This is a genomic window from Desulfobacter latus, assembly GCF_013389365.1.
Taxonomy (GTDB): domain Bacteria; phylum Desulfobacterota; class Desulfobacteria; order Desulfobacterales; family Desulfobacteraceae; genus Desulfobacter; species Desulfobacter latus.
This window is the reverse complement of record NZ_JACADJ010000041.1, coordinates 17,927-36,473: the sequence shown is the minus strand read 5'-3', so window position 1 is coordinate 36,473 and position 18,547 is coordinate 17,927. Positions and strand designations below refer to the sequence as shown.

The 18,547-nt window shown below is 47.0% G+C and carries 15 protein-coding genes; 6 read left to right on the top strand and 9 right to left on the bottom strand.

Going from position 1 to position 18,547, the window contains the following annotated elements; translation table 11 throughout:
• Positions 1 to 139: 139 nt before the first annotated feature.
• The 4 genes from HXW94_RS11860 to HXW94_RS11845 form a co-directional block, all read right to left on the bottom strand.
• Positions 140 to 391, bottom strand: coding sequence for a type II toxin-antitoxin system Phd/YefM family antitoxin (locus tag HXW94_RS11860; RefSeq protein WP_178367115.1), 252 nt, complete (start codon positions 389 to 391; stop codon positions 140 to 142).
• Between the two features lie 203 nt (positions 392 to 594).
• Positions 595 to 771, bottom strand: coding sequence for a hypothetical protein (locus HXW94_RS11855; protein WP_178367114.1), 177 nt, complete (start codon positions 769 to 771; stop codon positions 595 to 597).
• Positions 772 to 829: 58 nt separating this feature from the next.
• Complete coding sequence (locus tag HXW94_RS11850; protein WP_281357835.1) at positions 830 to 1,852, bottom strand: dockerin type I domain-containing protein; 1,023 nt, start codon at positions 1,850 to 1,852, stop codon at positions 830 to 832.
• 151 nt (positions 1,853 to 2,003) lie between these two features.
• Positions 2,004 to 2,186: an HNH endonuclease gene (locus HXW94_RS11845; protein ID WP_343054599.1), complete on the bottom strand. Its 183-nt coding sequence runs from the start codon at positions 2,184 to 2,186 to the stop codon at positions 2,004 to 2,006.
• A gap of 519 nt (positions 2,187 to 2,705) precedes the next feature.
• On the opposite strand from HXW94_RS11845, the gene HXW94_RS11840 reads away from it, so the two are divergent.
• The 6 genes from HXW94_RS11840 to HXW94_RS11815 all read left to right on the top strand — a co-directional run bounded on the left by HXW94_RS11840 (position 2,706) and on the right by HXW94_RS11815 (position 9,030).
• Positions 2,706 to 4,490 carry an ExeA family protein gene (locus HXW94_RS11840; RefSeq protein WP_178367112.1) on the top strand — a complete coding sequence of 595 codons (1,785 nt, stop codon included), beginning with the start codon at positions 2,706 to 2,708 and terminating at the stop codon, positions 4,488 to 4,490.
• On the top strand, positions 4,444 to 5,166 hold the full coding sequence (locus HXW94_RS11835) for a general secretion pathway protein GspB (protein WP_246293932.1): 723 nt from the start codon (positions 4,444 to 4,446) through the stop codon (positions 5,164 to 5,166). Before HXW94_RS11840 ends, HXW94_RS11835 begins: the two co-directional genes overlap by 47 nt.
• 31 nt (positions 5,167 to 5,197) lie before the next feature.
• Entirely contained in the window at positions 5,198 to 5,977 is a 780-nt protein-coding gene (locus tag HXW94_RS11830; RefSeq protein WP_178367110.1) for a hypothetical protein, read from the top strand.
• 94 nt (positions 5,978 to 6,071) lie between these two features.
• A complete protein-coding gene (gene gspF, locus HXW94_RS11825; protein WP_178367109.1) occupies positions 6,072 to 7,292 on the top strand; it encodes a type II secretion system inner membrane protein GspF in 1,221 nt (406 codons plus the stop codon).
• A gap of 14 nt (positions 7,293 to 7,306) precedes the next feature.
• The gene (locus HXW94_RS11820; RefSeq protein ID WP_178367108.1) at positions 7,307 to 8,401 is read left to right on the top strand and encodes a HEAT repeat domain-containing protein; all 1,095 of its coding nucleotides are present in this window, start codon (positions 7,307 to 7,309) and stop codon (positions 8,399 to 8,401) included.
• The gene (locus HXW94_RS11815; protein WP_178367107.1) at positions 8,389 to 9,030 is read left to right on the top strand and encodes a CPBP family intramembrane glutamic endopeptidase; all 642 of its coding nucleotides are present in this window, start codon (positions 8,389 to 8,391) and stop codon (positions 9,028 to 9,030) included. The genes HXW94_RS11820 and HXW94_RS11815 overlap by 13 nt, the downstream gene beginning before the upstream one ends.
• 68 nt (positions 9,031 to 9,098) lie before the next feature.
• Here the strand turns inward: HXW94_RS11815 and HXW94_RS11810 are convergent, their stop codons facing one another.
• The 5 genes from HXW94_RS11810 to HXW94_RS11790 all read right to left on the bottom strand — a co-directional run bounded on the left by HXW94_RS11810 (position 9,099) and on the right by HXW94_RS11790 (position 18,543).
• Positions 9,099 to 12,452: a carboxypeptidase regulatory-like domain-containing protein gene (locus HXW94_RS11810; protein WP_178367106.1), complete on the bottom strand. Its 3,354-nt coding sequence runs from the start codon at positions 12,450 to 12,452 to the stop codon at positions 9,099 to 9,101.
• Positions 12,453 to 12,570: 118 nt separating this feature from the next.
• Positions 12,571 to 13,977: a hypothetical protein gene (locus HXW94_RS11805; RefSeq protein WP_178367105.1), complete on the bottom strand. Its 1,407-nt coding sequence runs from the start codon at positions 13,975 to 13,977 to the stop codon at positions 12,571 to 12,573.
• Between the two features lie 107 nt (positions 13,978 to 14,084).
• Positions 14,085 to 17,192 (bottom strand): carboxypeptidase regulatory-like domain-containing protein, encoded by a 3,108-nt coding sequence (locus HXW94_RS11800; protein WP_178367104.1) that lies wholly within the window; start codon positions 17,190 to 17,192, stop codon positions 14,085 to 14,087.
• 22 nt (positions 17,193 to 17,214) lie between these two features.
• A complete protein-coding gene (locus tag HXW94_RS11795) occupies positions 17,215 to 17,967 on the bottom strand; it encodes a hypothetical protein (protein ID WP_178367103.1) in 753 nt (250 codons plus the stop codon).
• A gap of 132 nt (positions 17,968 to 18,099) precedes the next feature.
• Entirely contained in the window at positions 18,100 to 18,543 is a 444-nt protein-coding gene (locus tag HXW94_RS11790; RefSeq protein WP_178367102.1) for a hypothetical protein, read from the bottom strand.
• Positions 18,544 to 18,547: the final 4 nt, after the last annotated feature.

Sequence of the window (18,547 nt, the reverse complement as noted above, 5' to 3'; positions counted from 1 at the left end):
CTTTAAGTTAAGATAATAATAAAAGAAGCTACAGTCGAATTTTCCACAAAAGTATGATGAATTTTAACTATTGCAAGCCCTCCATGCGAAATTAATTTTTTCAGATTTAAAATGAGCGAATGGGGAGATATTCCATAAATCAAAGTCCCAATTGTTTCCAGACTTCTTCAGCAGGAATGTTTTCTCCGGATTCAGCAAGAGCAAGTTTAGCATCTTCAAGATCAATATGGTCTTCTATTTGCTGAATCAGTTCAAGTTCATCTATAGAAACCAGCGCAGCAACATCTTGGCCCCTGCGTGTCAGAACAATAGTTTCTTTACCGTACGCCACTTTATTAACAATGTTGGCAAAATTTTTTCTTGCATCGGCTGTGGAAATTTTAGTAGTCATTTGGCACCTTTATATTTTATTGCACATATATACAATATGTACAATATGTACGTGCTTATATCAATCCTAATCACTTTTCTCTGCAGGGCAAACGCATTAAAATCTGGCACAAACTTTGACCACTATGAATTCAATCAGTTAAAGATTTTGAATTTTGCAATAACCTCGAAAATGATCAAATCAATATTTCTAAGTTATTGAATTTATAACATCCAAAATTTTAATGCGTTTGCCCTGCTTTTCTCTGAACGTTTTTGCATGATATGGATTGAATCCGCCAGTCCGTTCTTTTCATTATTGCTTGTCTCGGCATTGATGTATTCGTCTTTAATCTCACCGGCGGCATTCAAAATTTTCAGAGAAAAGATAAGGTCTTTCATATCAATCGTATTGTCACCATTGATATCACCAATCGGGTAGGAATCGGCATCAGCAGGGTTAGCTTAAGTCTACAGGTACCGGGGTGCCATCAATGTAGGCAGTAGCTGTGGGGTTTTGGCATGTTGTGTTGCTAAAATCAATCAAAATGCCGTCCACGGTAGCTTCCCCACCAACGGGTATGCCGCAGGATGTGTCTATCTCCACATTGTCAAGGCTGGTCGTATGTATCTGTTTTCCATCTTCCAACGTAATAATTGATTCAATATTTCCATTAACGATCACGTTAGAGTCCGCACCTGCATATGTCAGGACAAGATCCGTTTTGATGTCTGCGGTTTCCCCACAGTACACAGTGACGGTCTGGGTCTCCACAGATACGGTGGTGGCCTGGGTGGTCGTGTTGTAAGTCACCGCTAAAGTTCCGTTCACCGAATTACCGCAGACGGTCAGATTGCTGGGTTGGTAGATGAAGCTGATGGTGCCGTTGGTGAAACTTACCGCAGCTGCGGTTGTACCATTAATGGTACAGGTACCCCCATTTTTGGTTGGAACGACAACATTATCGTAATCAATGGTATATCCAATGTTGTTGTCAGTGTAGGTCGGTTTCAGAGTCACTGCTCCACTGATATTGTTACAGGATGTCATATCAATGGTGTACGCCTGGCTTATCAGGGAAAAATCATGGGTAACACAAGGATCTGCTGCATTCTCAATGGCCGCCTTCAGTTCGTTGACATTGGAAACGGATGCCAGGGATTCGTCCATCAGTCCAATAAGATCCATAACGGTATTCAGGGATTTGACCTGCTCTATGGTTTGATCCATGACTGCGATGGCGCTTTGGGTTGCACATGTCACCTGGGTCGTGTCTGGTTCGGCCTCTCTCTGGCCGGCAAGCCGCTGAAGAATAAAATTGAATTCTGCACAACCGATCTTGTTGTCTTTGTTCACATCAGCTTGAAGGTTCATGTTCACAGGGTCAAGAAGCGTAAGCATCCGGGCCACAGCCATGACATCATGAACGTCGATTTTCAAATCGCCGTTGACATCCCCCCGAGGGTCCCCTGAGGTCGACATTGCATTACTGGTAAGCGTTACGGAAAAAAACATGATAGAACAATATACATATACCCTAAACCAAAAAGTCTTTTTACTGTGCATTTCGCATCTCCAGCAAATATTCATCGTATTTCATCCATTCCCTATGATTCTCAAAATTACGTTCTTGTTATTCCGCTTTTGAGCTTCGGTTCGGTGTTTTTCTGCCTTTTCTTGCAGTTGCTTCATGCAGCGTCATCAGATTCGACAACTTGTCCGTACCGCCGCCGGCTCTCGGCTTTATATGATGGCATTGCAGTTTTGATTTTGCACCACAAACACGGCACTTGAATTGGTCAAGAACCAAACACACCTGCTTGAAAAATTTGATATAGCAACTTGTATGCCAAGATAAAAATTCAATAATTAAAGGTCCTTCAGCCTACATTCCGCACCCCATATGTTGATCGTGTAGTGATTTTTGATCAATATATAGTGGTTTTGAGTTTTTGATTGCTTATCTTATTATTGAGAAGGTGACAACTATTCTCAATTACACTATTTATTCAGAATATTATTCGGATTATTTGATCATTAGTTTAACTATATTCTGAATTTAGGGTGCTGAATGTAGGCTTCAGGTGTATAAACATATAATCAGAACAAAATGTGTAAAGACGGTTGACAATTATTGTCAAATTTTCCCAAAATGCACATAAAACCAAATAAATTCTTTGTGTCCTGGTGTCTTTGTGCGAGTTTTTTAACTAAAAAGAGTCATCTTTAGAATTGTTGCCGAATATCACATTCGCTTGACCCCTGCAAATGCATATGAGATATCAAAACAACTATTTTGACAAACCGGGCCACATAAAGTTCAGGAGTCCTTAAGATGTACAATACCTTTTTCAATCTCAGGGAAAAACCATTTCAGCTGGTTCCCAATCCTGACTTCTTATTCCTGGGCAAAAGCCACGAAGATGCACTGGCCCATCTAACCTATGCGGTATCCCAGGGAGACGGATTTGTCAAAATAACCGGGGAAGTCGGTACGGGCAAAACCACCCTTTGCCGGGTGTTTCTTGAAAAACTCGGCCCGGACACTGAAGCGGCTTTTATCTTCAACTCAAAAGTAAACGCGACCCAGCTTCTCAAAATGACCCTTAGAGAATTGGGCATTGCCGGCACGGCCGAAGATCCGGCTGACCTGACCCATGATTTAAACCGGTTTCTTCTGGAAAAAAAAGCGGCCGGAAAATCCGTGATCCTGTTGGTTGACGAAGCACAGAATCTGGAAAAAGAGACCCTTGAGCAACTGAGAATGCTCTCCAATCTGGAAACCACCCGAAGTAAACTGCTGCAGATCATCCTGGTGGGCCAACCCGAACTGCGGGACCTGCTCGACGCCCATGAGCTGAGGCAGTTGCGGCAGCGAATCAATCTGAGCTGCCATATCCGCCCCCTGGATTACAAAGAAACCTTAGACTACATTGCCCATCGGATCAGCGTCGCGTCCAATCGCCCCCAGCACCTTTTCACCCCTCCTGCACTGAAACGCATTTATGCATTTTCCAAGGGCGTTCCCCGGCTGATCAATATCATTTGTGACCGTTCACTGCTTGTGGCTTACAGCTTCCAGAAAAAAAAGGTAACCGCCGGCCATGTGGGGACGGCGATCCGGGAACTGGACTCCGTCACCCCCCGCAAACAGATCCCCCAAATCATAAAAAAGAAAACCGCCTTAACCGCTTCACTTGCCACCTTATTCGTTCTTGCAGCCGTTTATGCCGTGTACATAAAAATGGAAGCCCCCTCAACCGCCCCCCTGCCCTCCCCGGCAGCCAAAGCAATGTTCCCTGTAGATATTCCGCCCAGTCTTACCATTCTTGAGAAAACGCCTGCAACAACACCGGATACCCGTCAAACCCCATCATCGGACATATTGGCGGCACCACGGAAAGCCCATGAAACATCCCATCCGAAGTTATCTTCGCAACTGGAAGATGTACAAAACGTTCTTTGGGAAATTCAACAATCCGCCACCAGAAAAGAGACCTTCAGGTGCCTGGCAACGCTCTGGGGCAAGCCGCAGCCGGACAATATGGACCAACTTAATAACCGCATAGTTCCCAATGATTCTTTTTTCAAAATTGCAGCAAGTCAAAGCGGACTCAAACTGCTTAGCCTGGAAACCGATATACGGAAAGCATTGACATTGGATCTACCTGCACTTTTTGAGTTTAAACTTCCCGGACAACAGAAAAAAGGCGTGGTCGGTATTGAACGGGTCACCGCTGAAAACCAGTGCATCATGTTCACTGCCGAGGCCCGGAAAAAATATAAAATTCCCATGCAAGCACTTATTCCGTTTTTTAAGGATAAAATGTATATTGCCTGGGAAGACGGGCTCGGTGACGAGCGTATTATCAGTCCGGCAGCTTCGGAAGATGCCATTATTGCCTTGAAATTTTTATTGTTGGAAATCGGACTGGATGTGGCCGACTTTTCCCCTGTCTATGATCAATATGTCATGGATGCGGTCAAGGCCATTCAACAGGACGCCGGCCTTACCGTGGACGGTATCACCGGTCCTGAAACCAGAATTGTACTGCTCAGGAAAACCCGGGGGAATGGCATACCAAGGCTGTCTGCACCGTTTAACGCAGATCCGCCCTGATCATTTAACAGAACTAAAGCATGGCAAAAAAACAATGAGTACAATTTTAAACGCATTAAAACAGGCTGAAAAAGAGAGCCGGCAGCACGCCCCTGACCTCTCCTTTAACAGCAGCACTACAACCGGTTTCCAAATCTCCGGGAGGGGAAAACCATATATGTTGCAGCCGGTTTTATTTATTTTTATACCCCTTTTTGTCGCGGGACTCTGTGTTGCCTATTTTTACTATCCGTTTAAAAACAATATGGTTCTGCCGGTTACTGCTCCGGAAACAGAAAAAAAGGCACATCAACCGCTGATAAAAAAGGAACCATCGCATCTGCCCCGGCATGCTGCTGCTATACAACCGCTTCCCAGTCCGCCGCCCCCCATAAGGACAAAAACAATCAAAACGCAGCCCAAACCCCGGATTGTAACCGAAACCGGGCCCAAACCGGCAGATACTGACCCGGATATTCCCATTCAATCCCAAATTCCCATCATGGCAGACCGGTCTTTAAAAATCCAGGCGATCTCCTGGGATCATACCCCTGAAAACCGCATTACCGTAATTAATAATACCGTCCTGCACCAAGGAGATGTGTTCCAGAATCTGCATATCGTTAAAATCAAAAAAACAGGTGTAATTTTAAATAAAAACGGAAGCGACTACCTTCTAAAGTTCGATTATCGATGATGACTTTTTCAGGATAGACAAGCAGAGTGATATGGAAAAAAAAACAGCACGCACACTCTGGATAGTTGTTATTGTACTGCTTACTGCCATGACCCTGATATATGTTTCCCATACCGTACCGGAAAAAAAGGCCTCACCGCCCCCTTCAGCGCCAGGAAATAAGTACGGTTTTGCAAGGGTACGCCAGAGAATCAGTGATTTTAAATATACCACCCACATTGGCTCACGCAAAACCTTGTCCATTGAATGCCGCCATCTGAGTCTCCACAAACGAAAAATCGGCCCCGTACGATTCGGGCTGATGCGGGAGTTGAAACTGGAAACAGCGCTGATAAAATTTTACCGGTACTCCGGTGTAGCAGCGAGATCAATTCCATCCGGGAGAACATCAAACAATTCTCCTGCGATAAATCCGATCCGGCAAAGTGCCTCACATCAAGACAAATCCGGGCAGTACGGGATGGAAGATTCGTTCGGCCGAATGGTTGCTGAAAACAAATTGCTGCCCCATGGCTTAAAAAAACTATCCTATATTTTCATCCGCCGGGGCACCCTTGAATTTTATCTGGACGGTAAGATTGAATCCCGGATTTCTGCCGATAAAATAAAAATGAATATACTTAAAAAAAAGGTAAGCCTTATTTCAAACGTGAAAGTGGAATCCCAAAATCGGAAATTGACACTTGACAGGCTTGAACTAAACCCTGAGAATATGCAGCTAAAGGGGGGGGCGTACATTCTGGAAACGCCTGACGGAAGGCGATCCGGAAAAAAGATAATTACGGACTACACCCTTAGAAATATTCACTGATACTCGATCATCAAGTTTTTAGGGAATTTGTTCAAATTCAAGGCGGAAGTTGGGCAAATCAACAAAAACTTGATCATCGCGTGATAGGATTCTCATGCCGGTATACGAATACAAAGCGCTAAACAAACGAGGCAAACAGATATCCGGAATGCTGGATGCAGGGGATATCAAAATCGCAAAAAACAAACTGCGGGCGTCCCAGATATTCCCGGTTTCTTTGAAAGAGGTGAACACCGAACCGAACATTAACACCAAAACCGGCTTTACACTGTTCTCCCCACGGATTAATGCGTCGGAGACGGCAGTCATGACCCGCCAGCTTGCCACCCTGATTTCTGCCGGTTTTCCACTGATAACGGCATTGAATACCATGCTTCCCCAGATAAAAAAGCAGTCGTTCAAACGGGTGATTTCAAAAATTAAAGACAGCATCGAAGAAGGCGCCGGATTTGCTGACGCCCTTGCAAGATATTCCGGCATTTTTTCAGGGATATACATTAATATGGTCCGGGCCGGGGAGGCTTCCGGCACCTTGGGCATCGTGCTTGAGCGGCTTGCCGACATCTCGGAAAAACAGAACAAAATGCGCCGTAAAATCCAGGCGGCCCTTGCATATCCCATACTTATGGCCCTGATCGGAACCGGGGTGCTTTTTTTCCTTCTGACGGTCATCGTTCCCAATATTACCGCCATTTTTGAGGAGATGAACCAGAGCCTTCCTTTTACCACCCAGGCCCTGATTGACATCAGCAATATTCTGCGGCAATGGTGGTGGCTTCTGGCCGGGCTCATTGTATCAATTGCGGTTGTGTCACAAACCCTGTTAAAGCGGCCGGCCATCCGTCTTGCTGCCGACCGCGTCATTCTCAGGGTTCCAGTGGTGGGCAGCCTGAAGCAGAAAATTGCCGTTGCCCGATTTTCACGCACCCTGGGCTCTCTGCTGGAAAACGGGGTCACCCTTTTGGATGCCTTGAAAATCGTCAGAAAGGTCGCAGGCAACATGGTCATTGAAGCGGCCATTCACCAGGCCGGCATTGAAGTGGAAAAAGGCAGGGAACTGGGAGAGGTATTGGGAAAAAGCGATTATTTCCCCTACCTTGCCGTGCAGATGATCAAGGTTGGGGAACAGACCGGCCGCCTTGAAGATATGCTGAAAAAAACCGCCAGGGTGTATGATGAAGAGATCGAGACCACTGTGGTCGGCCTGACCTCCCTTCTTGAGCCTGTGATTATTCTGATCATGGCTGTGGTGGTCGGCTTTATCGTATTATCCATCTGCCTTCCCATTTTTGAAATGAACCAGCTTGTAAGCTAAATCCGGCCAGCTACATGAAAAAGCTTTTCCAGCTGTTTTTCATCAGCCTCGGTATCTGCGCCGCCTTTTTTTTTCTGCTGACCACCGTTTCCAACCGGTCACTTTACTACAGCCTGACTGCCGGTGGTACTCCCCTGCCGCCGGTACCTAATGCCCTGATCCTGCCGACTTTATTAGAATTTGACTCAGCGTTGTTGGGCAGCCTTTTTTTTACGCTTACCGCCGGCATCCTTATTTCCCTATGTATTTGCGTTATCTTTGTCGTCGCAGACAAAAGAAACCCCATTCAAGCTGCCGACAAACAACGCCTAACCTGGCTTGGAATCACGCTGACACTAAGTGTATTGCTTTTACTTATCATGGCTGACACGTCTGTGTTTCATCGAATCAGAGACTATCTGCTCCTGCCCAACGCATTGGGAAGGGCATTTACCCGATTTTATTACACCTATTCGCCGTATGCCGTCACTGTATTGAAACCTTATGCATCCAATGGGTTGGAAACCATTGGATACCTTTCTATACTATATTCGATTCTGGGTGGTTTGTGCAGGCTTGGCCTGATTGCAGCGGCACCATTATTTATCTTTATCAGTCTCTATTATGTCTTGGCGGAAGCTGCGTCCCTTTTATTTTCTTTTCGAATCGCAAACTGTATTGCTGCCCTATTCATGGTGGTGAACATTGCCGGCACGCTGGTGTACCTTTATCCCAGCCCAAATAAAAATAATCCGTTGGATATCACGGCCTTGCTTTACTCAAACCAGAACCGTTACCGGGTAGAAGGACTGAGAAGGATGTATAAATCAGGCATTGCACCTCGCCAATTTCAGCGTCACTTGCACAACGCAAGCACAAGTCCTTTTATTTCAGAACGTTACTGGGCAGCAAAGGTTTTATCCAAAATTAAAACAGGCCCAAGTATACGCCTGCTGCAACATATGACCCAGGACCGGGCGATTGCGACAGCTGCCGCAGCCGCCGGGTCTCTTGCCGAAATTTCCTGCAGTCCGGCCACAATCGCCCATCTGAAACGGGTCGCTGAAAACAGACCGGAGTGGTACATCCAGGCTGCCGCCGTAAAGGGGATACGCAAATGCCGCCGCTGATGCCCCGCTTCATTCCATTTAAAACCCTTTATCTGTCCATTGGGGGCATCATTGCCGTTGAAGCGTGTGTTACCCTGCATATGCGCCCTGTCACCGGCGCATACAAAGCCGTTCTCATATCGAGAATCTGCCAGACAACTTTGATGTTGATACTGTTAAGATATACACCCAACGGTTTCGCAGCGGCCGGCATTGATTTGAAACACGCCCAAAAAGGGATGATCCACGGGTCTGCCTGGTCTGTCGGTTTTGCCCTGATTGTGTTGATGGTCGGCGGGGGGCTTTATGTTTCAGGGATCAATGTTCTCGATCTGATATCCATGCCGTTCCCTTCACATGACAGGATGGTATTTCTTTTAACCGGAATGATTTTCGGCCCCATTGCAGAAGAACTTTTTTTCAGAGGAATTGTTCAAGGCTTTTTCCGGAGATCCGGGCCGGCCACAGCGATTGTTTTAACGACGCTGCTATTTGCCGCCATGCATATGAATGGATACGGCATACCTGTCATCCCGGCGGTGGGGGGCTTTATTTTTTGCCTTTCTTTTGAAAAAGCCCGCCACCTTTTAACCCCTTTGATTATCCATATCTCCGGCAATATGGCGCTTTATGGCCTTACCGCTTTTTAAACGGGCATGAAAAAGGGGCGGTGAATCACCGCCCCTTAGGTTAAGCAACAGGCATTATTAGCCTGGGATTATTGGTTTTTCTTCCGCCGAACGGCAGCAAGCGCTGCAGCACAGGCAAAAAGTACAGCCAGGGTGGCGATCCCGGCAAAGTTATCACCGGATGATACGGAATTAATAAAACATTGACCGCCGTCACCGACACTACCTGAATTGTCTGACACATTACCCAAGCCGACATAATTGGAAGACCATTCACAAATCTCAGCGTAAATAATATTCTTGTCATAATCAACGGAATTTATATTTGCCTGCTTCCAGTCTGAAGGTGAATTACTATTGGCGTAGATGACGTTCAAAAGCCCGTCTTTGACATCCGCAGTATCTTCAGCTTCAAAGGGTACCGGAATAATTACGCAGGTGTTATGGCCGATATTGTCGATCCGCCAGGTAATGGCCTCGTCTGGTTTATCAGCTCCCTGGAGGCTTGCCGGATCTGTAATATCAGGCGGGAAAACAGAAAGCGGACCACCGGACGCAGTGCCCTTGGCGATGGTGATCGTAATAGTGCCTGCGTTGAGGCCAAATTCATCTTTTACTTCATCTGGAATATCATTGGTTCCAAAATCCATTTCTACTTTACCGCCGGTTTCCGGAGCAACTTCCCCTAACACTTTTTCTGCCGGCGTAACCTTTTCAAGGGTAATATCAGGCGTTACGGTATAATCAAACCCATTCTTAGGGACGGTAATGGTAACTTCTTTTTCATATCCTTGTTTGGTCGCTTTAACAGTGTAAGTCACCGGTGTTGCCGGAACGGTTTCAAACTCGAAGGAAAAGACGCCATCGTTCTCTGTACTCACAGTGTCAATGGTGTTGCCGTTTGCGTTAATCAGTACGACATTGCAGTCCTCAGCCTTACTGCCATCGGGGTATAACACTGTTCCGGAAAGGCTTGCGGTTGCGTTCTTCATTTCAATCACAGTGGAACCATCCGCATTCAGAGAGACATCAGTCTCAGTCACATAACCGGCTTTCTCGGCCATGACTGTATAATCAACGTCACTGTCGTCCTGGGGATCTACAGCGGGCAGGGATTTAAAAGTAAATGCACCTTCGGCGTTACCGTCGGACATGGCCGTTTCGCCGGCAGAGTTGGCTGGGCCCGTAATGGTAACTTTGACATCATCAAGTGCAAGACCTGCGCTGTCAGTTACCTTGCCGGAATAGTCTGCTACGGGGACAACAGTAACATGAATCTCGGGGATATCGGACGCTTTATAATCATCAACAACAGCGTTAATGGCGTAATCTTTGCTACGGGTTTCTACCGTCGCATTGGCGTCCGCCGGATTAAATTCAAAATTGACGACATTATTGGCCACATTACCGGTATCAACATCATCGGGCACCTGGTCATCCAGGCTATCAATGGTTACGGTATACCCTTTGCCGTCTTCAGCACCGGATATGGTGAACGGCAGCGCATCCGCATTACCAAGAACCACGAAATCAGTCTGTTCCGGAGTGATGGTGAGGGGAACATAGACATTGAACGATGATTCATAGGCAGTACTCTCAGCGACTTTGACAGTATAGTTACCGGCAAAGTTGCCTGTGGTGGGCGCTTTAAAAGTAAAGCTTGCGCCTGTAACAGGGTCTAAAGCTTCATTTGCCGGATTGGTAACCGTCCACTCATAGGTTTCGTCCCCCCCGGAAACGGTATACTCAGACGGATTGGTGGGATTATATGTCTCTGTTGTTTCAGGCAGTCCGCTGAAATCCGGTACGGCGTATATGGTAAATGCGGGTGTAGTAAACTCAGCACCGGTACCGCCTGCACCCCCGTCGGTGGCTTTCAGCTGAAAGGTACCGGCTGCAACCGGCGTAATTGTCGCAATGGCATCGTCGTTACCGGAAATGACCGGTATCCCTGCAACATCAGCACCGTCTCCGACCACCTCCCATTCAAACGTTCCTGAGTTGCCTACTGCCGTAAACACAACAGGCGTGCCCACATAACCGACGTCTTTATCGGCACTCACAGAAAAGTCAAAGACCTCGATTGTCATATTGGCCGTAGTAGCATCAGCAGGATCTGTAACCGTTACGGTATGGGTGCCTTTCTGCCCGACAACGGCGGTATAGGTTACAGACTCACCGGTGCTTGCAGACAAGGCACCAAAGGTGGGATCATCGGGACCGGTTGTCCAGTTGTAATTGGCAAAATCTTCGGAACCGCCTGAAACGGTAATGGTACGGGTATTACTTCCGGCTGTATTGGGAACTCTGATTTTCTGCCCGGTAACATCGACACCGTCTACGGTCAATACCAGAGGCGGCGGGGTATAGGTCATTGTATTCCCGGGGATCACTACAGCATTTCCGGCCTCATCGGTCACACGAACGGCAATGGCATTTTCTCCCTTGGCCAGGGCCGCATTAAATGTCCAGTTCTCACCATTCAAGATCGCATCGGCCCAGTTGGCTTGGCCGTCAATGCTCACTTCAACCTTGGCAACGCCGGAGGTGACGTCAGATGCAGTGCCTTCAATGATCAACGCAGCGGTTTCTACGACGGCGTCTGCAGAAGGCTCAGAAATAACAACAACCGGATCGGCCTTATCAAAGGTGTAGTCAGCTGAGCCGGGGTCCCCCCAGATATCACCAACGGGATCGTAAGATTTCATGGTCACGGTAACTTTATTCGTGTCATCGTCATCGACATTGATCGCCACTCCGGCATATTCCAAATCAGTGGCATCCGGCTCAGTGCCATCCAGCGTGTAATAAGTAGTAACCCCGTCGTCGACTTCGGCAGTTACTGAAACCGCGTCGTTATAATACCCCGCTACAGGCGATAAGACTGGTTCTGAAGGGGCGGCCTTCCCTCCTGTAACAGTAATAGTTGCACCGTTAGTTTCCCGCGTAAGCCCGAATGCAGGATTACCTGTAGTGATATTAAATTGAGCCGGACCATTATAGGCACTTTCATTTACAGTAAAATTAACTACACCCAGCGGTCTTGATGTGCCGGAAAATGCATTTGCAAAGTTGGTCCAAGTCAAGCTTACATATTTATCAGTGGTTGTATCATTGTCTAAATCAGTTATATCATCTTGAGGCACCTGTATTTGGTTAAAAATTGTGCCGTTAGCTGCATCTGTATCAACATCAGAAAAATCTACAAAAGTGACTTTAGAAGAGTTAAAATGGACAACTGCAGCGATTCCGGCGGTAGCCGCATCATTAGTAACAGTGTAATTAACCGTTAATGCAAACGCTTCAGTAACTGCCTTATTTTCAGTTACAGGATCAATAGTTAAGGTTTGGGTTTCTGCAGCATAAGCTACAGTCGAAAAAACGAACATCGACAATATCAGGAAAAAGAAAAATTTCGATTTCCATTTACAGATTCTTCTCATCCAACTTCTCCTCTCTAATTAAAAAAAAACATATCTATCTTAATCTTCCTCATAACTTATGCGATCCAACCTGCTTGAAGGGCCAGGCGGAGAATTACCGTTATTGTTTTAGGGCGCCTCATAATCCACACTTTGCCGCATCGAGATAGGCACTAATTTCAGAAGCTGTTGAACGCGTTGCTTCTGGACCAATAACGCCATTGATAAGGTAATCACCAGGAAAAGTTCCCAATAGATACCTAACGACCAAAAATCCATCTGTATTCGGATAAATTTGACCATCTCCATCTATATCAATTGACAAGTCGGCAACCACGGAATCCAGATATTCAGTAATTTCATCCGCCGTTTCTCGTGTCGCATCCGGACCAATAGCGCCATTGGTTAAATAATCACCAGGAAAAGTTCCCAACAGATACCTGACAACCAAAAATCCGTCGGTATTTGGATATATTTGACCATCGCCATCAATATCAAGACAAAAGGCTTGGGATTTTTTGATTATAGTAATAATTCCACTTTCATAAGCATCACCACCACCCGTCGGCGTTGCTTTGACCTTTACTGTTCCGCCTTCGGTGCCTTTTACGGTAACGGTTGCCACATCTGAATTAGCTCCGTCAAAGTCAGCGGCTTCTGAAGCCGCTCCGGTATTGGCATCAACAATTTCCCAGTTAAAGGTCTCGTCTTCATCTGCGCCGCTGACTTCAAAGGTAATAGTGCCGCCGACCTCAAGGTTCATGTCACCGGCCGGATCTATGGATTTACCGGCAAGGACTTTAACATCAGGCAGGGTGGCAGGGTCTTGCGAAACATTGCCGACCTCATCTTCAAACCAGGCATAAAGGGTATATGTTCCCGGACCGTCGACCGTATATTCCAACGTGGTCTGTGCCGGATCGGAAAAATCATACGCCTTTTTAGAGGTGGCGGTGAACTGATCCGAAGTATGGACGTAAACCTTAAAAATCTCCGCCGTCTCCCCGGAGACCTCAATAATAAGGCTGTTTGAGGCTGACGTGCTTTCGGTCTGACCACTCGCATCCGTGTCCAGTGCAATGGTCGCCGTTGGCGCGACATTATCAAACGTATAGGCAGGGGTGACAGTATCATCACTTAATGCCATGCCCCCTTCATCTGGTGAAAAATAAACGGTTTTCACATGAAGATACCAGGCAAGCCCGTTGCTGCTTGCAAATGTCGTTTCGGCATCCACAGATATGATTGTATCGTTTCCTTCTATGTAGTTAACACTGGAAGACTCCACACCAAGTTGGGTATTATTAAGGGGTGTGATTGAGTTATTCCATACATACACGTATTTATTGATGGTATATCCGGTAGTATCCTCTGTGGTTGCCTCTACCACCGCATCAAGATTGCCTTCAGGAACCGCCTGGACAGCATCCGTCTGTACACCGTCAATGGTGATTGCCGACGGCTCAAATTTTGCATAAAGTACTCCCGGCAGGGAAAAGCATGCAAACAGTAAGCCTAACAGCAGTATGGGTATTTGTTTGTTCATAATTTATTTCCTGAATCTATACTTTGAACTTCAATTAATATAAAAAATAATAATGATGATTGAGAGCCTGCGGTGTGTTTAACCACCGCAGGCTCCCTTTTGTTATATTACTTGGTTAAAGGGATATTAATACCGTTTTGGGTATTGGTCACATCTGCCGCCTGGGCATAGTCGACCGCTTCTTCTCCATCAAAATAATACTTAATGGGAAAGGTCAGCGTCAGATCCTGGGCAAAGACTTTATATGCAACATCTGTTTTCACCTTAAGGGTATATTCAAACGTCATATTATCTCCGCTTGGATTGGTCACTAGGGCCTGTTCAACCTCACTAGTCACCGGGTCATAGGCACCGGCCACAACAATGGCATCTGCAGAGGCCTCAGACAGGGTAATGGTTCCTGAGATTACCGCAAATGTAGGTACTATAACCACCTTATCCGTTATATTATCCTGAACCACAATATCGCTCTCAGAAATATACGGCAGGTTTGCACCCGGAAGAACCAGCAGGTTGTAATCAGTTCCGTCAATGACGCCGGTGAATGAAAAATCACCGGCCGTATCCGTCCGTACAACCTTGCTGTATTTGGTTGTAGTGCTGCTCAGAAGAACATAGGCACCGGTCACCGGCTCATTGTTGCTCTTCTGCACTTTACCGCTATAAGTCCATGCCTTTTGTGGTTTAACAAGGGTGATGTCATGGGGCTTGACGGAACCGGCATCACCGGTGGTTACAAGCTCCGGCTCATAGGGAATGTACACATTGCCCTTGCCTGCTTTAATGAGATGGTCAAAGTTTGCAGCCAGTCCCTTGAACGCATACTTGCCGTCAGTTCCGGTTCTGGCAATCTTGACCATGCCGTTGTCTCCGGCCAGTGTAACCATGGCACCGGACACCGGACCGTCAGCATCCGTGACAGTACCGCTGATAATGGCACCCTTGGTCATCAGGATGGTGTCGGCAGGCAGGTCAGCCAATACTGTTTCCTGACGGCTTTCGGGTACATAGTCAGGATGTGCGGCTTCAAGGGTATACACGCCGGAAGGAATTTCCACCAGGGTGTAGCTGCCCTGGTCATCGGTGTACACCGGCTGTCTGACATTCTGGCCGGCACTGTTCTTAATGCCGACTTTTGCGCCGGTGATGGCAGCGTTATCGCCGGCATCCTGGACCAGGCCGGTGATTTCAAAGTTCTGATCAACGATGAAATCAACCTGGGTGGTATTGTCATTCTCCAGTACCACACCATCCTTAACCTGTTTCACATACGGTGCCGGCGGATAAAGCACGACATTATAAGTGCCCGGGGCCATTTTTTCAAAGGCATAAAACCCGTTTTCATCGGTTCTGTCCATGAAGGGCAGGACCTGACCATCGGCATTTTCAAGTACCACCAGATAATTGGCCAGGGGCGCGCCACCATTGTCTTTGGACTTACCCAGGGTCACATAACCGTTGAGTACAGCCGTATGGGCCACCGGAGGTGCGATTGCGATATCAATCTCATCCTTGGACGCGGCAGAGACATCCACAAGAACAGCCTCGCTTCTCAGGGTCACGCCGCCGTCATGGTAGTACTTCCGGCCGTCATACTCGGCAAATACATAATAGTCATCCGATTTGGCAACCTGAATCTTATAGTCTCCGTTGGCGCCGGTGAGGCCGGAACCGTTTTTATAATTCGTAAAGTTAAAATTGTTTGCTTTAACAACCACACCTGCTTTTGCGACTCCGTCTACGGTTACATTACCAGAAATGGTAACAAGATCATTGCAATTAAAATCAAAGCCCTTTCCGGCGGCATCCCCATCAGAGACGTCAATCAAGGTGGCGGCAGTGTAATCATCAGCACCATCAAAGTAAACCGGACCGACACCGTCACCGGTCATGGATAGAACGTAATCATTACCGGGAAGGAGGTTATGCAGCGTAAAATCAGAAGAATTACCGTCACCGGTTACAATGACCGAGCTTCTTACCCCGGTCGTTGCGGATGTAATAAGCAATTCAACCTGCTGTTTCGGACAGAGTGTAGTGATGGTGCCTGATACGGATCTGAACACCAGAGAATCCCAGATAAAGTTGGTATTATCTGTAATATCAACTTCACTGTTGCCGTAGACAGCGTGTATGGTGTATTCGCCACTTGGCATAGCAGGGATAACATAGGAGCCGTCGGCATCCACGGCAACCGTGTCCACAACAGTACCCTGGGCATCCCTGATTTCAATTCTCAGACCGTTCAACGTGCCGGTTGCATTGGGTACGGTAATTTTACCGGAACGCGCCTGGTTCTTGGCAAGGGTGATTTTGTCAACCGCCACATCATTACCATCTACAGAGAAAGTGCCACCTTCATATTTTTTCTGGAACCCGGGAACTATGGAATTGACGACAATCCGGTATGTCGCGTTGGATACGCCGCTGAAGCTGAAAGCGCCGTTCCTTACAATTTGACGGTCAACTTTGATCTCGCCTGGGCTGACTGTTTTAATTAAGTCAACAACAGCACCATCTGCATTGACTTCCGGGGTATCACCGAGGACCACGGTACCTGAAACCTCATACCCGCCCGAGACGTTAATCGTTCCGGGAACAAATCCGACAGCATAGGTTTGTGCATTTACCGGATCTGCATCAGCGGCCAGGCCGGCGGCCACGGCCAGCATTGTTGGAACGGTATATCCGGCATTGGCTGCGGTTTCGGGCCCGATGATCGTTTGCTGGATACCGATGGTGTATCCGCCGTTGCCCAGGCCGGCTTTGACCTTGAACTTGGCTTTAAAAACAACAAAATCAGTATCTGCAGCGCTTGTAAAAAAATTGGCTGCTGCTGCCGCGATCATGACAATACCTTCGCTGGATTTATTATTTGCCTGATAGTACAGGGTGGACCCGATAGTGGCCGCCGAAGGCGGGTTTTCGGGATCATAGCCGGATCCGTCATCAATGGGCATATTCCCCTGTGCTAAGCCTTCAAAGGTAAATACGTCAGGATCGTAAACCAATGTGAATACCAGACCGTTAACATCATTTGCTCCGCCTTTGAGGGTCACATCCAGGGTAGCGGTCCTGGCTGCATCTGTTGTCCCTGTATTGTTCACTGAGGCGGTTCCTATGTTCAGGGTTTTCGCAGCAAAGGCCGGCTGACCAAAGCAGACGGCTGCAATTAGCAATACCCCCAGTATGGAAAAAAATTTTAAATTTTTCATATATAAAAAATCCCCGATTATGTTATTCGTTTTTCTGTCTTGCTTTGTTTGCGTTGAAGCTTTCAATGCGGTCCAGTTTTTCAAGGGTATTGATATGTAAACTCTGGAGGTCATCAAAAGCCTCGTACTTATCGAGCAAGGCAAGGGTTAAAACATTATTTTTTGTCGCATCGACTTCGGCATTAATCCGATTCTGCAGCGTGATTATCTCTTTCCAGGCAGCTACTTCCTTTTGCTGAAATTCAAGGGCCGTGGGAATCAGTGCATCATATCTGACCGTATGGACATACGCATTGACGGATGGTTCATCCGACCGCTCACTGTCATATGGTTTGCGGTTCAATCCAGTCACTACCGGGTCCGCAACCGGTCGGGTCTCCCGGACAATCACATCCATAGGTCCCGACGCCTTTCCTTCAGGATAAATCTTCAGCGCGGACAACCGCATCTCCCCGTCGGCCTTATGGTAGACCATGGCAACGTTGAAGCCCTTTAAAATCTGCTTCAACGCTTTTTCCAGGGGCTGATTTTCCAAATGAACGGAAACCCTTCCCGGATTAAATCCTTTGGAAATAAAAATGACCACATTCGCCGTCCTGGCAATTCTCTCCAGCATTGGAAGCAACGGTTCATTTTCCGCAGACAGACTCAGCCGGTCTCCGGAATAGTCAAGAATTTCTTTGCCCATGCACATGGTCCCGCTAAAAAATACAGCGGTAAAAATACAGACCAACACATAGATAACACGCTTTAGTCTCTGTTTTGAATTTCTCACTTAACTTTAATCCTGAGATATCGTTTTTAGTTAAGTTGTTGGGTTTCACTTCATTCAACCCAACCTACGCTGTGGCCGATGTTATGACCACGCCCTTTTTCGTTAATAATAATGCCGAATTCGAAAATTTGATCAGGACAAGATTTCAGGGGGAGGCGGGTCGGGTGATAAAATGATGGATTGGTAAAATGACTGAAGATCCGGTACCCTTTGACCGGTACCGAAATCCGCAGACAGACTGGACAAGTTACTTGATAACGGATATTCGGGATGAATTTCCGTTAAGAGTACGGGTCCGTTTTTCTGTTCTTTTACAGGCCGGACCTGGCCTGTGGCAATTTTCAACTCGTTGAAAACCAAGTTGAGGGACCCGGCAAGCTCCCGGGTCTCATTTTTGGTGCCGAACACCTTTTTTACGGCCATGGCCGATATGACCAAGGCAGACAGGTTTGTCCGCCCCTTGAAGGAAATCAGCCAGTTATCGGTTACCGGAAGATAAGAAACCGCAAAGCTGATCGCCATGAATAAAACGATCAGGCGTTTAGGATCTCTTAAAATATTCCGGCAGTGGATCATACGG

What these genes read in the sequence shown, in the direction of transcription:
- HXW94_RS11800 (WP_178367104.1), bottom strand. Translation starts at nt 17,192, where the DNA reads ATGAAAAATTTAAAATTTTTTTCCATACTGGGGGTATTGCTAATTGCA.
- gspF (WP_178367109.1), top strand. Translation starts at nt 6,072, where the DNA reads ATGCCGGTATACGAATACAAAGCGCTAAACAAACGAGGCAAACAGATA.
- HXW94_RS11835 (WP_246293932.1), top strand. Translation starts at nt 4,444, where the DNA reads ATGGCATACCAAGGCTGTCTGCACCGTTTAACGCAGATCCGCCCTGAT.
- HXW94_RS11840 (WP_178367112.1), top strand. Translation starts at nt 2,706, where the DNA reads ATGTACAATACCTTTTTCAATCTCAGGGAAAAACCATTTCAGCTGGTT.
- HXW94_RS11860 (WP_178367115.1), bottom strand. Translation starts at nt 391, where the DNA reads ATGACTACTAAAATTTCCACAGCCGATGCAAGAAAAAATTTTGCCAAC.
- HXW94_RS11830 (WP_178367110.1), top strand. Translation starts at nt 5,198, where the DNA reads ATGGAAAAAAAAACAGCACGCACACTCTGGATAGTTGTTATTGTACTG.
- HXW94_RS11790 (WP_178367102.1), bottom strand. Translation starts at nt 18,543, where the DNA reads ATGATCCACTGCCGGAATATTTTAAGAGATCCTAAACGCCTGATCGTT.
- HXW94_RS11805 (WP_178367105.1), bottom strand. Translation starts at nt 13,977, where the DNA reads ATGAACAAACAAATACCCATACTGCTGTTAGGCTTACTGTTTGCATGC.
- HXW94_RS11820 (WP_178367108.1), top strand. Translation starts at nt 7,307, where the DNA reads ATGAAAAAGCTTTTCCAGCTGTTTTTCATCAGCCTCGGTATCTGCGCC.
- HXW94_RS11855 (WP_178367114.1), bottom strand. Translation starts at nt 771, where the DNA reads ATGAAAGACCTTATCTTTTCTCTGAAAATTTTGAATGCCGCCGGTGAG.
- HXW94_RS11850 (WP_281357835.1), bottom strand. Translation starts at nt 1,852, where the DNA reads ATGTCGACCTCAGGGGACCCTCGGGGGGATGTCAACGGCGATTTGAAA.
- HXW94_RS11810 (WP_178367106.1), bottom strand. Translation starts at nt 12,452, where the DNA reads ATGAGAAGAATCTGTAAATGGAAATCGAAATTTTTCTTTTTCCTGATA.
- HXW94_RS11815 (WP_178367107.1), top strand. Translation starts at nt 8,389, where the DNA reads ATGCCGCCGCTGATGCCCCGCTTCATTCCATTTAAAACCCTTTATCTG.